This window comes from Vitreimonas sp. (assembly GCF_036392335.1).
In the GTDB taxonomy this organism is placed as follows: Bacteria; Pseudomonadota; Alphaproteobacteria; order Caulobacterales; family Aquidulcibacteraceae; genus Vitreimonas.
On the sequence record NZ_DASVYD010000035.1, the window covers coordinates 1 to 13612 of the forward strand.

At 62.8% G+C, this 13612-nt stretch carries 17 protein-coding genes and 1 riboswitch; of the genes, 6 read left to right on the forward strand and 11 right to left on the reverse strand.

The genetic code is table 11. The annotated features are described in order from the left end of the window. Positions 1 to 39 precede the first annotated feature (39 nt). The 5 genes from VF769_RS08220 to VF769_RS08240 form a co-directional block, all read right to left on the reverse strand. Positions 40 to 564, reverse strand: a complete 525-nt coding sequence (locus VF769_RS08220) for a hypothetical protein (RefSeq protein ID WP_331007909.1) — start codon at positions 562 to 564, stop codon at positions 40 to 42. Position 565: 1 nt separating this feature from the next. Beyond that, the gene (locus VF769_RS08225) at positions 566 to 1672 is read right to left on the reverse strand and encodes an AAA family ATPase (RefSeq protein WP_331007910.1); all 1107 of its coding nucleotides are present in this window, start codon (positions 1670 to 1672) and stop codon (positions 566 to 568) included. Next, positions 1659 to 2144, reverse strand: a complete 486-nt coding sequence (locus VF769_RS08230) for a hypothetical protein (RefSeq protein WP_331007911.1) — start codon at positions 2142 to 2144, stop codon at positions 1659 to 1661. Before VF769_RS08230 ends, VF769_RS08225 begins: the two co-directional genes overlap by 14 nt. 31 nt (positions 2145 to 2175) lie before the next feature. Beyond that, the gene (thiC, locus tag VF769_RS08235) at positions 2176 to 4176 is read right to left on the reverse strand and encodes a phosphomethylpyrimidine synthase ThiC (RefSeq protein WP_331007912.1); all 2001 of its coding nucleotides are present in this window, start codon (positions 4174 to 4176) and stop codon (positions 2176 to 2178) included. Next, a riboswitch (TPP riboswitch) is annotated at positions 4170 to 4279 on the reverse strand. Its footprint overlaps the gene before it by 7 nt. Positions 4280 to 4315: 36 nt before the next feature. Next, positions 4316 to 5026, reverse strand: coding sequence for a hypothetical protein (locus tag VF769_RS08240; RefSeq protein WP_331007913.1), 711 nt, complete (start codon positions 5024 to 5026; stop codon positions 4316 to 4318). A 108-nt stretch (positions 5027 to 5134) separates the two neighbouring features. On the opposite strand from VF769_RS08240, the gene VF769_RS08245 reads away from it, so the two are divergent. Further along, positions 5135 to 5287, forward strand: a complete 153-nt coding sequence (locus tag VF769_RS08245) for a hypothetical protein (RefSeq protein ID WP_331007914.1) — start codon at positions 5135 to 5137, stop codon at positions 5285 to 5287. On the opposite strand, the gene VF769_RS08250 is transcribed toward VF769_RS08245, so the two are convergent. Further along, entirely contained in the window at positions 5266 to 6507 is a 1242-nt protein-coding gene (locus tag VF769_RS08250; RefSeq protein WP_331007915.1) for a mechanosensitive ion channel family protein, read from the reverse strand. The genes VF769_RS08245 and VF769_RS08250 overlap by 22 nt on opposite strands. A gap of 41 nt (positions 6508 to 6548) precedes the next feature. Beyond that, a complete protein-coding gene (locus VF769_RS08255; RefSeq protein ID WP_331007916.1) occupies positions 6549 to 6896 on the reverse strand; it encodes a DUF423 domain-containing protein in 348 nt (115 codons plus the stop codon). Between the two features lie 71 nt (positions 6897 to 6967). On the opposite strand from VF769_RS08255, the gene VF769_RS08260 reads away from it, so the two are divergent. The 5 genes from VF769_RS08260 to VF769_RS08280 all read left to right on the forward strand — a co-directional run bounded on the left by VF769_RS08260 (position 6968) and on the right by VF769_RS08280 (position 9786). Then, positions 6968 to 7906, forward strand: coding sequence for an aldo/keto reductase (locus VF769_RS08260; protein WP_331007917.1), 939 nt, complete (start codon positions 6968 to 6970; stop codon positions 7904 to 7906). Then, entirely contained in the window at positions 7903 to 8421 is a 519-nt protein-coding gene (locus VF769_RS08265; RefSeq protein WP_331007918.1) for a GNAT family N-acetyltransferase, read from the forward strand. The genes VF769_RS08260 and VF769_RS08265 overlap by 4 nt, the downstream gene beginning before the upstream one ends. Before the next feature lie 41 nt (positions 8422 to 8462). Then, entirely contained in the window at positions 8463 to 9071 is a 609-nt protein-coding gene (locus tag VF769_RS08270; protein ID WP_331007919.1) for a 1-acyl-sn-glycerol-3-phosphate acyltransferase, read from the forward strand. A gap of 207 nt (positions 9072 to 9278) precedes the next feature. After that, complete coding sequence (locus VF769_RS08275) at positions 9279 to 9488, forward strand: cold-shock protein (RefSeq protein ID WP_135212921.1); 210 nt, start codon at positions 9279 to 9281, stop codon at positions 9486 to 9488. Positions 9489 to 9594: 106 nt separating this feature from the next. Then, complete coding sequence (locus VF769_RS08280) at positions 9595 to 9786, forward strand: hypothetical protein (protein ID WP_331007920.1); 192 nt, start codon at positions 9595 to 9597, stop codon at positions 9784 to 9786. A 9-nt stretch (positions 9787 to 9795) separates the two neighbouring features. Here VF769_RS08280 and VF769_RS08285 read toward each other — a convergent pair whose 3' ends face one another. The 4 genes from VF769_RS08285 to acs form a co-directional block, all read right to left on the reverse strand. After that, positions 9796 to 10452: an SMI1/KNR4 family protein gene (locus VF769_RS08285; RefSeq protein ID WP_331007921.1), complete on the reverse strand. Its 657-nt coding sequence runs from the start codon at positions 10450 to 10452 to the stop codon at positions 9796 to 9798. Positions 10453 to 10534: 82 nt separating this feature from the next. Then, positions 10535 to 10864, reverse strand: a complete 330-nt coding sequence (locus tag VF769_RS08290; RefSeq protein ID WP_331007922.1) for a hypothetical protein — start codon at positions 10862 to 10864, stop codon at positions 10535 to 10537. 51 nt (positions 10865 to 10915) lie between these two features. Then, positions 10916 to 11671: an alpha/beta hydrolase gene (locus tag VF769_RS08295; RefSeq protein WP_331007923.1), complete on the reverse strand. Its 756-nt coding sequence runs from the start codon at positions 11669 to 11671 to the stop codon at positions 10916 to 10918. Positions 11672 to 11739: 68 nt separating this feature from the next. Next, the coding region (gene acs / locus VF769_RS08300) for an acetate--CoA ligase (RefSeq protein ID WP_331007924.1) at positions 11740 to 13612 on the reverse strand (1873 nt) is incomplete at its 5' end.

Genomic DNA, 13612 nt, shown 5'->3' on the forward strand with positions numbered 1-13612 from the left:
CCTCTCCCTCCCATGGGAGGGAGAGGGAGCGACGGTGTTTTAGCGGCAGCCTTCCAACGCCTGCGCGATTTCGGGGCTCCACGGATACACGTGCGTTTCGCCGGCGATTTCGATGCCGAGATTGGCGTGTGGCGCGCTGAGCAGCGCGGCGATGTCGCGCGCTTGGTCGCCCGCGAGTTCGGCGGTGACGCTGGGCAGGCCTTCGTTGAAGCTCTTGGCGGGCAGGGCGCGCGTGGCGTTGAGCATGATGAGTGTGAGCGTCGTGTCTTGATCGGGCGCGAGCTCGTGCGCGCTGGTGATGTGGACGGCGCCACTCGCCTGATTGCAGGTGAAGACGAGCTGAACCTCGCTCTCCGGCGCGCCAAAGCCCGCGGCGAAGATCGCATCGTCCGCCTGAAACGCCCACGCGCCGGTTTGCGGCGCGGCGGAGAGGCGCGCTGCGTTGGCGCTCGCGTCGGACGCAGCCTGCGCGGCCGCCGGATCAGGCGCAGCCTGAGACGCCGGCGGCGCGGGGGTGCAGGCGGTTAGGGCGAGGATGGCGGTAAGGGCGAAGCGATAGAGCATCTTACCTGAAAATCCCCGAAAGCTTGCTCATCAGCGTAGATGTTGAATCGAGATAGAGGCGAACTACGGCGCCGACGTTTTCTTTGAACGACTCAGATAGGGAGAGGCATGCAATTGCGGTTATGGATGCAATAGCTGTCAGATCGGAACGTGCCGGAATGATGTAGTTCAATCGCGCGCTGACGTATGCGACAGTTCCGGCGATCAGCGCGAATGCGACTATATACCCGCCTCGAATGATATCAGGATTTCTCAACGTCAGGGTTCCAAACTCTGACGGCTCAAGCAGCGCGTCGCGCGCGGGCTTGGGTATGGAGAATTCGTAGAATAGTTTTGAAGCTATGTTCGACACGTGCCGGCTAAACAATGACGTCTGCTTAGGCAGTACGCCTTTGATAAAGTCTCTTGTGGTTTGAATGTCGAAAGGGATGGCTCCGAGATAATTCGTGCGGAAGAACGATGCGCCCGCATGCGCCAGGGAGGTCGGATCGTCCATCACCTTGTTCAACACAAAGCCGGCGACTTTCTTGGCGATTCCTTCGCGGCTTAGCACATCAACCAAATGTTGGGATGACTGGATTGCCGCCGCGTCTGTTTCAACAACGACAACAATATCCTGTACGGCCCTGCAGACTGCCAGCGAGTCGTCATCGATACCACCTCGACAGTCGATAATGACCGCGTCAAATGCCTTTCCTAGCCCTCTGACAACTCGTTCCATCGAGGGCGTCGTCATCAAGCTCTTGCCTTCGGTCAGTCGGTGTTCGCCAACTGCTAGTAGCGACACAAACTCAAGTTCGGCACGTCGCTCAAGTTGCTCTTTGCTCGCCTTTGAAAACTCAACCGTTATCGGAACGTCAGATTGTGTGTTGGCGGCACTTTGAAGAAACTCGGCCAATCCTTGGCGTGTTCTGTCGAAAACGGAGAACCCTAAGTAATAGGTCAGCCCGCCAGTACCCATATCTGCATCAACCAGAATGGTGCGTTTTCCCTCTTGCGCGAGGGTTAGCGCTAGTGTCGCGGCTACTAACGTTTTACCGCTACCGCCTTTGCCGCTGACCACCGCTAACGACTTGGCCGGCGAGGAGGGGTTTTTACTCTCCGCCATGTTCGTCCACTCGCTTTTTCAGATTGGCGATTTGTTCGTCCCGTTCTTGATTGCGAATGATCGGGGCGCTGCGAACGAATGCCCCGAGCACCCAACACGCACTAGCGGTCACGACACTTAGGAAGCTCGCGATCGCACACAGCGAGTTCCACTGACCAATATCAAGCCCAGCGTTTTGTCTAAAGAACTCATATGCTGAGCGACCGCCGAAACTAACGACGAGGCCAAGACTGAAAACAAAAAATAGCAATCCCAGCGTGACCTCCTCGTTCTTTGCGTGAAGCTGAAAGAACGGCGTTGGTATCGAGAAGAGGTCGTTGTTGCGCTTCAAACCGAGTTTGATGCGAGCCGCTACAAGTTTGCCAGAAATAATTATGCTAACGGATGCCAGGACCACCCAAGAAAACAGGCCGGCAAGCAGGCGCTCGACTCCCGCCAGCTCTACAACCTGATCTGCCCGACTTTCAGCCATGCGCGGTGATTACCGCACGACTCGGAGTTTTTCAACCCTGAGGCGAGAGCGGGTTGTTTCCAATCGCCACATCGATCTCCCCGCCGCCTTCGCGAAATTTCGCGCTCATTTCTTCCATGCCGCGTTCGGCTTCTTCTTTTTTCGCGGCGTAGTCGCGGACGTCCTGTGTGATTTTCATCGAGCAGAATTTTGGGCCGCACATGGAGCAGAAGTGCGCGGTTTTGTGCGCGTCTTTCGGCAGGGTTTCGTCGTGGAAGGCTTTGGCGGTGTCGGGGTCAAGACCCAGATTGAATTGGTCTTCCCAGCGGAATTCGAAGCGCGCGCGGGAGAGCGCGTCGTCGCGCGTGCGCGCGTAGGGATGGCCTTTGGCGAGGTCGGCGGCATGCGCGGCGAGTTTGTAGGTGATGACGCCGACTTTGACGTCGTCGCGATCGGGCAAGCCCAGATGCTCCTTCGGCGTGACGTAGCAGAGCATCGCCGTGCCGAACCAGCCGATCATGGCCGCGCCAATCGCTGAGGTGATGTGGTCGTAGCCGGGCGCGATGTCGGTGGTGAGCGGGCCCAACGTGTAGAAGGGCGCCTCGCCGCAGAGCTCGAGCTGCTTATCCATGTTCTCTTTGATCTTGTGCATCGGCACGTGGCCGGGGCCTTCGATCATGGTTTGCACGCCGTGCGCCCAGGCGATCTTGGTGAGCTCGCCCAGGGTTTCGAGTTCGGCGAATTGGGCTGCGTCATTGGCGTCGGCGATGGAGCCGGGGCGCAGGCCGTCGCCGAGTGAGAAGCTCACGTCGTAGGCGCGCATGATTTCGCAGATCTCGGCGAAGTGCGTGTAGAGGAAGCTCTCCTTGTGATGGCTGAGGCACCACTTGGCCATGATCGAGCCGCCGCGAGAGACGATGCCGGTGACGCGCTTGGCGGTGAGATGGATGAAGGGCAGGCGCACGCCGGCGTGCACGGTGAAATAGTCGACGCCTTGCTCGGCCTGTTCGATGAGCGTGTCGCGGTAGATTTCCCAGCTGAGGTCTTCGGCGATGCCGCCAACTTTTTCGAGCGCTTGATAGAGCGGCACGGTGCCGATCGGCACGGGGCTGTTGCGGATGATCCAATCGCGGATGTTGTGGATGTTGCGGCCGGTGGAGAGGTCCATCACCGTGTCGGCGCCGTGGCGGATGGCCCAGACGAGCTTGTCGACTTCTTCCGCCATCGAGGAGGTGACGGCGGAATTGCCGATATTGGCGTTTATTTTCGTGAGAAAGTTGCGGCCGATAATCATCGGCTCGAGTTCGGCGTGATTGATGTTGGCGGGAATGATGGCGCGGCCGCGGGCGATTTCGGAGCGCACGAATTCCGGCGTGACGAAATCGGGGATGGATGCGCCAAAGGATTCGCCGTCGCGTGTTTTAACTGCTCCCCCGTTTACGGGGGAGCTGTCACGCGCAGCGTGACTGAGGGGGGCAGTGCGCGCGGTTGTCGGACTTACCCCCTCCGTCTCCCCCGGCTTTACGCCGGGGTCGACACCTCCCCCGCTTGCGGGGGAGGAGTTTAGAGCTTCGCGGCGCATGTTTTCGCGGATGGCGACGTATTCCATCTCGGGCGTGATGATGCCGCGGCGGGCGTAGTCGAGCTGCGTGACGGCGGCGCCGGCTTTGGCGCGCAGCACGCGCGGTTGTTTGGGGAAGGGTGGTGTGAGTTTTTCGGCGCTGACGTTGCCGTTGTCTTCCGGCTTCACGGCGCGGCCGTCGATCTCTTCGACGTCGCCGCGCGCTTTCACCCAGGCCGCGCGCGTGCGGGCCAGACCGGCATTGATGTCGATGATGGCGTCGGGATCGGTGTAGGGGCCGCTTGGATCGTAGATGGTGACGGGCGGCTCGTTCGCGGTCGGATGCACCGCGACTTCGCGGAACGGCACGCGCAGATCGGGATGCGCGCAGCCGGACGCGTACACTTTGCGCGAGCCGATGAGCGGGCCAGTCGTCACTTCCAGCTTTTCTTTGGCTGGCGCGAACGCGGCTTGGTTTTCGGGCTTATTCATAAGCTGAGCCTCCCTCCGCCGGTGCTAACCGGTTCAGGTTCTACGGGTCAGAGCGCTCACGCCCAATCTCAGCCGCTTGCGCGCGGCCCCCCGGGTTATGGATGCGCGTGGTGTAGGCCGCCGGCGCGCGCTTTGCAAATCAGCGCGGCGGCGGTTCCTTCAGCTCGATCCAGAGCGCTTCGGCGCGGGCGAGGACGGCGCCGTGCGCGTCGTAGAGCGCGCTGGCGGCTTTGTGTTTGCGGCCGTCGCTGGAGAGGGGCCAGGCGGCGACGATGAGGTCTTCGCCGACGTGTGGGCGCGGGCCGTCGATGCTGACGCTGAAGCGCGCGAGCACGGCGATCACTTCGCCGGCGCGCGGCAGGGCCCAATAGCCGGGGCAATCGAGTGCGGCGTGGATGAATTCCGGCGCGACGCGGCCGTCCGCGTCGGCGAGATCGGCGGCGGGAGTCCAGGTGCACGCGACCATGTCGCGATCGCTGACTTTGCCGGTGAAGATATCGAGGCCGTCGTGCTGGGCGCGCGCGGCGCCGCAGACGAAGCAGGTGGAGAAGGCGTGACGCAGGCCAGCGTAGCGCTTCGCGGCGTCGCGCGCTTGGGCGAGGCTCGGCGCGGATGCGGCTTTGAGGTCGAGCGTTGTCGGTTTGGCTTCGCCGACGAGTGTCTCGCCGTCATGCATCAGCACGCGTGCGCCGTCGCGGCTGAGGCTAAGCGGCTTGTCGAGCGGCGGCGGGATGCGGAGCGCGGCTTCGGCCGGGCCGTCGATTTCGCGCGCGAGCAGTCCGCAGACATAGCCGCCATTGCCGGAATTGGGCGGGCCGTTGAAGCGGGTGGCGATGGTCAAAGTGCGCATGCCAGCATCTTGGCGTGGCGCGGCGGCGCGCGCCAGTGACGCAGGGCATGCGCTTGCCCCTTACGCGCCACAATCTCGGTCATCATCCTGGCCGCGGGAGCCCCACTGATGCCCTCACCGGCCGAATTGACCCTTCTTGTTTTGCTTGTCGCTGTCGGCGTGGGCGTGTGGACGCTGCTTGACCGCGTGGGCGCGGTGCAGCGCGAGGTCGAGGCGATCAAGCGCAAGCTGGATGGCGATCAGCCGCCGCCGCCCGCGTGATCTCGATCCCGCACGGGACCGTCCGGCGGGATGAGTTTGAGCGTCGGGAATGGGATGACGACCCCGGCCTCGTCGAAGGCGGCTTTCACGCGTTGCAGATATTCGCGCTTTACCGACCATTGCTTGGCCGGGTGCGTCTTGATGCGCGCCTTCAGCATGACCGCGGAATCCGCGAGCTGATCGACGCCGACGACCTCGATGTCATTCAAAATCATCGGCGCGAATTCCGGGTCGGCGCGCAATTCGGCGCCGGTTTGCTTCATCACCTCGATCGCGCGCGGGATGTCGGCGGAATAGTCGACCGAGAGATCGAATACCGCGAAGGAGAAGCTCTTGGTCCGGTTATGGATCACTTGCGCTTCGCTATAGGGGAAAACGTGCAGCGTGCCGTCGAAATCGCGCAGCTTGATGGTGCGCAGCGACATGTCCTCCACCACGCCGCCGAATTCGCCGATGCCGATGATGTCGCCGACGGAGACGGTGTCCTCGATGATAAGAAAGATGCCGGTGAGGAAGTCCTTCACCAGCGTTTGCGCGCCGAAGCCGACGGCAAGTCCGACGATGCCGGCGCCGGCGATCAGCGGGCCGATCTCGACGCCGAATTCCGAGAGCGTCATCATCGCCGCGATCAGCACGAAGAGCGTGGTGATGATGCCGCTCAGCAAAGGCGCGAGCGTGCGCACTTGCGCGGCGCGGCGGGCGTTGCGGGCGCGCTTGGCGATGCGGGCGAAAATATTGTTGATGCCGAGATTGAGCAATTCGATCGCGGCAAAGCTAACGAACAGGATGAGCGCCACGCGCGTGGCGACGCCGAGCAGAGCGCCGAGCGGGCCCTCGCGCAGGTCGGCGTAGTCGAAGCCCCAGATGCGCAGCACCGCCAGGAAGACGGCCACGCCAATGGCGAAGCGGGCAATGCGGATGGTCCAGCGGCCGATGGGGGCGCGCTTCTTGGCGGCGTCGGCGGCGTGTTCGGGCGCGACCCGCTCGGTCAGCGCCTTGAGCAGCGTGCGCAGACCCCAGACCAGAATAGCGCCGCCCAGAACCACGAGAAAGGTAAGGCCGGCGCGGATCATCGCCTGCTCGGGATCGAGCGAGAGGACGCCGTCGATGAAGTTCTGAGCGTGACTGATCAAGGTGTCCACGACGGCGGACGCGGGCTCGCTCGGCGGCGCGGGTTCCGTCGCAGGGGGCGTGGTGGGGAGCGGAGAGGTCTGAATCATGCGGGCGCGATATTAGGGCGCGCCGTGCGGATTTCGAGGCGTTAGGCGCCGGGTTTGGCGAACGCGAGCACGATCCAGCCTAAAATCAGCGTGATGCCGCCGAATGGCGCGAGCATGACGAAGCTGCGGTTCTCGGTGATGGCGAGCGCGTAAAGCGTGCCTGAGAAGATAGCGGCGCCTGTGAGGATCATGGCGCCCGCGATCAGATTGAGACGCCCCGCGCGGTTGGCGATGGCGAGGCCGGCGGCGGCGGCGGCAAGCTGGATGAACGCGCCCAGCTGCATGCGGTCGGCGTTTTCGGGGCTGAGAGCGAGCACATGCGCGACCATCACCAACATGACGAGCGCGAGCGCGCCGGAAAGCGCGGCGAAGATGTTGAGCGGGCGCATTGGCAGTCCTAAGTTCAACCTATTCTCGACATTGCCAGAGCGCGCGTCCAGCCGCGCCAAGGAGCGACATGATGCAGCAGAAACGGTCCTTGGGCGGCTCCGAGATCAAGATCACACCATTGATGTTTGGCGGCAACGTGTTGGGTTGGACCGCGGACGAGGCCACATCGTTTGCGATCCTCGACGCGTTTGTGGACCAGGGCGGCGACGCGATCGATACGGCAGATGTGTATTCGGCATGGGCGCCCGGCCACGAGGGCGGTGAGAGCGAGCGTGTGCTGGGCGCTTGGCTGAAGCGAAGCGGCAAGCGCGATCGTGTGGTTATCGGCACCAAGGTCGGCATGTGGCCGAAGCAGCTGGGTATTTCGCGGAAGAATATCATCGAAGCGTGCGAAGGTTCGCTGAAGCGCTTGGGCATTGAGACGATCGATCTCTATTGGCTGCATCGCGACGATGAGGCGACAGCAGCGGACGAATATGTCGGCGCGCTGGAAGAGCTGGTGCGCGCGGGCAAGGTGCGCACGATTGGCGCGTCGAATTTCAAGCCGGGGCGGTTTGCCGAAGCGTTGGAAGAAAGCGGGCGGCGCGGTGTACGCTTTGTCGCGCATCAGCCGGAATACAATCTGATGAATCGCGAGATCGAAGCCGAGCTTATGCCGCTGTGCGTGCGCGAGGGCGTGTCGATCACGCCCTATTATGGTCTGGCGAGCGGGTATCTCACCGGCAAGTATCGCGTCGCCGAAGATAGCAAGAAGAGCGTGCGCGGCGGGCGCATGGAGAAATACATGTCCGGGAAAGGCCCGGCTGTGCTCGCGGCGCTCGACGCCGTGAGCGCAAAGCATGGCGCGACGCCGGCGCAAATCGCACTCGCATGGATCATGGCGAAGCCGGCGATCGCGGCGCCGATCGCGTCGGCGACGAGCGTGGCGCAGCTGACGGAGCTGATGGGGGCGTTGCGATTGACTCTGAACGCGGACGATATGGCCGCGCTCGATGCGGCGAGCGCATGAGCGTTCACGCGTGGATACGCGCGGCGACGCTGGAGGATGCGCAATTCCTGCCGGAGATCGAGCGCTCGTCCGGCGAGGCGTTTCGCGCCGTGCCGGATTTGGCGTGGATCGCCGACGATAGCGTGATGAGCGCCGAGCAGCACGCGCCGCTGATCGAAGCGGGCGGCGTTTGGGTGGCGGTGAAAGAGGCGCGGCTGGTTGGCTTCATCGCCGTCGAAGCGCTGCCGGACGCCATGCACATCTGGCAGATGGCGGTGCTGCGCGGCGAACAGGGTCATGGGCTGGGGCGCGCGTTGCTGAACACAGTGATCGAGACCGCCTGTTCGCGGCGCGCGGCGGCTGTAACGCTGACCACATTTCGCGACGTAGTGTGGAATGCGCCGTTCTATGCCGCATCGGGGTTTCGCATATTGGAGCCGGATGCGCTGTGCGAACGCCTGCGCGGCGTGCTGGCGAACGAAGTGGCGCACGGACTGCCGGGCGAACGGCGCTGCGCGATGCGGCTTGACCTTTAGCGCGGCTCGACCGAGGCGGCGGGCTCGTGTAGCGCTGCGCGATGAGCGAGATTCTGATTGATGGATCGACGGCGCGGCCGGGGCCTTATCGGGGCGTTGGTTCGGAGATCGTGCGTTGGCTGTCGTTCGCGTATCTGAAGCTGGCCGGGTGGAAGCTGCACGGGGATTGGCCGGGCTTGGACAAGGCCGTGCTGGTGGCGGCGCCGCACACGTCGAATTGGGATGGGCTCAATATGCTGGCGACCGCGGGCTATTATCGCGTGAAACTCGCTTGGATGGGCAAGAAGAGTTTGACGCAGGGGCCGTTCGGTTGGGTGTTGAAGGCGATGGGCTGCGTGCCGATCGATCGCTCGCAGAGCAATGACGTCGTCAATGTGATGCGCGAGGCGTTCGCGGCGCGCGACCGCATGATCCTCGCGATCCCGCCCGAAGGCACGCGCAGCTTGGCGCGCGAATGGAAGAGCGGCTTCTATCACATCGCTCATGGCGCGGGCGTGCCGCTGGTGATCAGCGTGCTGGATTATGGAACGAAGTGCGTGAGCTTAGCTGCGGTGATCGAGCCGAGCGGAGATTATGACGCTGATCTCGCGCTCATTCGCGCGCATTATGCGACAGCGAAGGGCAAGCACGCCGCGCAGTTCGCGGCGTAGCCTAAACGGGGCGCAGTGAATTCCATTGCTATTCGTGGAGCCTTGCGCTACACACGCTTATCGAATTCGTACTTGGTTCGGTTTTTCCCTTGTCCGCGCACCGCTCTTGAGCATCTCGCGGCCCCCGGACCTACCCTTCGCCATTCTCGAGCTTGGTCACGTAGCGCGTCCGCGCTGCGCGCAATTTGTTATACGTAAGGTACTCCTATGACTATCGGCACTGTGAAGTGGTTTAACGGCCAAAAGGGCTTTGGTTTCATCCAGCCGGACAATGGCGGCCCGGACGTTTTCGTCCACATTTCAGCCGTCGAACGCGCTGGCTGGTCCTCGCTGACTGAAGGCCAAAAGATCGGCTTCGAAAGCGAAAAGGACAGCCGCAGCGGCAAGATGTCGGCAGGTCAACTTGTGGCCGCCTAAAGCGTCGTGCGCTTTGGCGTGAGCTAGAGCGCATACGTTTATCTTTTGCGGGGCGGGTCGGCTTGGGCCGATCCGCCCCGTGTTTTGACTGAGATGAGGAACCGCGATGAACGTCCCACTTTTTGCGATTGGCCAAAGTGTCTCTGTCGCGGTGTCGAAGCGTTATCGCTTTCCGGAAGGCGCCTATCGCGTCGTCGCGACCATGCCGAACGGCGGCGGCCCGAGGCTCTACCGGATCAAAGGCGACCTGGAGAAATTTGAGCGTGTGATCGACGAGATGCATCTCGCGGCGGCTTGAGGCGCGTCGCTACCCGATCTGGCCGCCGGCTTTGAGGTGGGTGCGCAGGCCGTCGTGGAGGTGGCCTTCGTTGCGCCAGCGCCATTCGCCGTCTTCGCCGCTGCCGGTGAAATGTCCGGCTTCGAATTCGCCCGCGGCCCAATGCAGGAACGCGCTGAGCGATGAGGCGACACGGACGCGTTCTTGTTCGTCCGTTCCGGTGATGATCACTTGGCCGAAATTGCCGGCGGGGCCGGGATCGAGGTCGATGGCGATGTGATTGCCGCCGGCGTCGTCGGAAATGGGAATCCAGCCGCGATTGTAGTCTATGATCTTGATCGCATCGGGCGGAAACGAACTCAGGAATTCGTCGGAGTTAAACTCCGCCTCCAGCTCGCGCGCTTGGCGCCAATGTCGTGTGACGGTCTCAAGCGGGTTGAAGGGCAGGCTGACGAAGAGGCCGGGATAGTACGGCGTTTGTCCGAACTGAAACGGGATTTGCCCGTCGGCGAGGCGATAGAGCTCGCGGACATCTTGCGGCAGCGTTTGACCGAGCAGCGCTTCGAAGCTTTGCAAATCGCCCTCGCTCGCCGGCGGGCGCAGCGATTGGCGCAAGAGCGGTAGATGCGCGTCAGCCCAGCGCAGGATGCGCGCGAAGCTTTCGGCGATGGGTGGCGCATTGTTCATGGTCTCGGCCCAAGCTTGCGTGGATGAAATTGCGACGAGCCCACATGCGGCGCTCCCGCGCAGCATAGCGCGCCGTGTGCGATTAGGCGCCAGTTTCATCGACGACGATGGGCACGGGTTTGCCGCGGGACAGGGGCTCCCAGCCTGCCGCGATCGCCGAGAGGATTGCGCGCGCCACCAGCGCCGTTGGAATCTGCGACGCCTTAAGCACCGGCGCGCCGAATTTGGGCGGCGGTCCGGCCGGAAATTCGATGATGGCCTCGCGCGTCCCTTCCTTGTGACGCACGGCGATCGCCTTGCCGCGGCATTCGTTGGGATTGCTGGACCATTGCGGCGTGCGTTGCAGCCGCCAGACATAGGGCTCGCCCTCGACCGTGATCTCAAACTCGGTGGGATTCTTCGCGCGCGACATGCGGGGGGATTAGCGCGGCGCGCGGTCACAAGCTAGCCCGTTGCCAAGAAGCTAGGCGTTCGCGAGCGCACGCTGCGCCAGCGCGGCCTGCAATGTTGTATAATGCCCCAAGCCTTCGAGGATGTTCAGTGTGGCGCGTGGCTGCAATCGCGTTGTCAGCGCGCGCGCCATGTCCGGCGGCGTCCATGTGTCTTCGTCACCCTGCCAAATCTCAGTTTCGCACGTGGCTGCATCGAGAACATGCGCCCAGGGGCGGACATACGTGATCAGTTCCGCGCGATATGCTTCTTGTTGCGCGCCCAGACATTGCCTGAGCGCCTCAACGACCATTCCCACGAATGCCGGATTGGTGAGCAGATCGCGCTCCACCGCGTTGCTGGTGGCGAACATAGTCTTGAGCATGAAGTCTGGTACGCGCGACGCCATAATCGATTGGACGCTACTAAGCAGCCGCAATGAGAACGCGCCGCGCCGCGCAGCTTCGAAAACGGGCCGCCCGGCCATCGCTGGGAGGAAGTCACCAAGCTCCAGCGGCGCAGCCGGCGAGATCAACACGAGCTTGCGTACTTGCGCTGGTCGATAGGCGGCAATGTGCGCCGCAGCCATCGCCCCAAGCGAGAAGCCGACGACGTCGATAGGTTCTGAAATGTTGAGCGCGTCGAAGCCGCTGCATACGCGATCAGCATAGGTGGCGGGCTTTTGAGTCAGCCGATCGAGAAGCCGCGCGCCGCGCAAGTGCTCGGCCGGCGCCAAGGCGCGCAATTCCGTCGGCGCGCCAGGTAGGCCGTGACAATAGACAAAATCCATGCGCGAGCGGTGCATGATACGGTGGAGTTCAGCAATGCGGCTGAACCGCCGGGCAAAGCAAAGGTGCGTTACCCGCTCACCCGATTGCGCACCAGATCATCGACCACGCTCGGATCGGCCAGCGTGCTGGTGTCGCCGAGATTGCTGAGTTCGTTTTCGGCGATCTTGCGGAGGATACGCCGCATGATCTTGCCGCTGCGGGTTTTGGGCAGGCCGGGGGCCCATTGGATGATGTCGGGCGTCGCTGTCGGGCCGATTTCGTGGCGGACATATTGGACGAGTTCGCGTTTGAGCTCGTCGCTGGGCTCCACGCCCTGCTTCAAGGTGACGAAGCAATAGATGCCTTGGCCTTTGATGTCGTGCGGATAGCCGACGACAGCAGCTTCGGCGACTTTCGTATCCGCGACGAGCGCGCTTTCGATTTCGGCGGTGCCGATGCGATGGCCGCTGACGTTCAGCACGTCATCGACGCGGCCGGTGATCCAATAATAGCCGTCCTCGTCACGGCGGCAGCCGTCGCCGGTGAAATACGTGCCGGGATAGGTGCGGAAGTACGTGTCGAAGAAGCGCTGATGATCGCCATAGACGGTGCGCATCTGGCCCGGCCAGGAATCGAGCAGCACGAGATTGCCGCTCGCGGCGCCGTCGAGAAATTCGCCTTTGTCGTCGACCAGCGCGGGCTTGATGCCGAAGAAGGGCCGTGTGGCGGAGCCGGGCTTCATCGCCGTGGCGCCAGGCAGATTGGTAATGAGCGCGGCGCCGGTTTCGGTTTGCCACCAGGTGTCGACCACGGGGCAACGCGAGTCGCCCACTGTGCGATAATACCAGAGCCAGGCTTCGGGATTGATGGGTTCGCCGACGGTGCCGATGAGACGCAGGCTTGCGCGCGAGGTGCGTTTCACCGGCGCTTCGCCGTCGCGCATGAGCGCGCGGATGGCGGTGGGGGCGGTGTAGAAGGTGTTGACCTTGTGCTTGTCGATCACGTCCCAGAAGCGCGAATTCGTCGGGTAATTCGGCACGCCTTCGAAGATGAGCGTGGTCGCGCCGTTCGCGAGCGGGCCATAGACGATGTAGCTGTGGCCGGTGACCCAACCCACATCGGCGGTGCACCAATAAATGTCGCCGTCTTTATAATCGAACACGTATTGATGCGTCATCGACGCATAGACGAGATAGCCGCCAGTCGTGTGCAGCACGCCTTTGGGTTTGCCGGTGGAGCCTGAGGTGTAGAGGATGAAGAGCGGATCTTCCGCGCCCATCGGCTCGGGCGGGCAATCGGCGCTGACGTTTGCAGCCGCGTCTTCGTACACAACATCACGGCCCTCGGTCATCGGCACGCCTGCGCCGGTGCGGGTGACGACGATCACGGTGTTGACGTCGGTCGGCGTGTGCGCGTGCGTCAGCGCTTCATCGACATTGTGTTTGAGCGGAATGATCTTGCCGCCGCGCACGCCTTCGTCGGCGGTGATGACGCAGCGCGAGTCACAATCCTTGATGCGGCTGGCGAGGCTCTCGGGGGAAAAGCCGCCGAACACGACCGAATGGATGGCGCCGATGCGCGCGCAGGCGAGCATGGCGTAAGCCGCCTCGGGGATCATCGGCATATAGATGGTGACGCGGTCGCCTTTGGTTACGCCGCGCGCTTTGAGCACGTTGGCGAATTTGCAGACTTCCGCGTGCAGCTCGCGATAGGTGATGTGCCGCGATTGGCTCGGATCGTCGCCTTCCCAAATGATCGCGGTTTGATCGCCGCGCGTGGCGAGATGGCGATCGATGCAATTGGCGCTGACATTGAGGATGCCGTCTTCGTACCAGCGGATGTGGAAATCGGCTTCGTTGAAGCTGGTGTCCTTCACCTTGGTGTAGGGCTTGATCCAATCGAGGCGCTGGCCGTGCACGCCCCAGAATGCTTCGGGGTCGTTCGAGGCCGACGCATGCATG

Bases quoted from the DNA above. Each gene is read 5' to 3' on its own strand.
- VF769_RS08270 (WP_331007919.1), top strand. From the start codon at position 8,463: ATGAGCGAGATTCTGATTGATGGATCGACGGCGCGGCCGGGGCCTTAT.
- VF769_RS08285 (WP_331007921.1), bottom strand. From the start codon at position 10,452: ATGAACAATGCGCCACCCATCGCCGAAAGCTTCGCGCGCATCCTGCGC.
- VF769_RS08220 (WP_331007909.1), bottom strand. From the start codon at position 564: ATGCTCTATCGCTTCGCCCTTACCGCCATCCTCGCCCTAACCGCCTGC.
- VF769_RS08240 (WP_331007913.1), bottom strand. From the start codon at position 5,026: ATGCGCACTTTGACCATCGCCACCCGCTTCAACGGCCCGCCCAATTCC.
- thiC (WP_331007912.1), bottom strand. From the start codon at position 4,176: ATGAATAAGCCCGAAAACCAAGCCGCGTTCGCGCCAGCCAAAGAAAAG.
- VF769_RS08260 (WP_331007917.1), top strand. From the start codon at position 6,968: ATGCAGCAGAAACGGTCCTTGGGCGGCTCCGAGATCAAGATCACACCA.
- VF769_RS08290 (WP_331007922.1), bottom strand. From the start codon at position 10,864: ATGTCGCGCGCGAAGAATCCCACCGAGTTTGAGATCACGGTCGAGGGC.
- VF769_RS08230 (WP_331007911.1), bottom strand. From the start codon at position 2,144: ATGGCTGAAAGTCGGGCAGATCAGGTTGTAGAGCTGGCGGGAGTCGAG.
- VF769_RS08245 (WP_331007914.1), top strand. From the start codon at position 5,135: ATGCCCTCACCGGCCGAATTGACCCTTCTTGTTTTGCTTGTCGCTGTC.
- VF769_RS08250 (WP_331007915.1), bottom strand. From the start codon at position 6,507: ATGATTCAGACCTCTCCGCTCCCCACCACGCCCCCTGCGACGGAACCC.
- VF769_RS08265 (WP_331007918.1), top strand. From the start codon at position 7,903: ATGAGCGTTCACGCGTGGATACGCGCGGCGACGCTGGAGGATGCGCAA.
- VF769_RS08255 (WP_331007916.1), bottom strand. From the start codon at position 6,896: ATGCGCCCGCTCAACATCTTCGCCGCGCTTTCCGGCGCGCTCGCGCTC.
- VF769_RS08275 (WP_135212921.1), top strand. From the start codon at position 9,279: ATGACTATCGGCACTGTGAAGTGGTTTAACGGCCAAAAGGGCTTTGGT.
- VF769_RS08295 (WP_331007923.1), bottom strand. From the start codon at position 11,671: ATGGATTTTGTCTATTGTCACGGCCTACCTGGCGCGCCGACGGAATTG.
- VF769_RS08225 (WP_331007910.1), bottom strand. From the start codon at position 1,672: ATGGCGGAGAGTAAAAACCCCTCCTCGCCGGCCAAGTCGTTAGCGGTG.
- VF769_RS08280 (WP_331007920.1), top strand. From the start codon at position 9,595: ATGAACGTCCCACTTTTTGCGATTGGCCAAAGTGTCTCTGTCGCGGTG.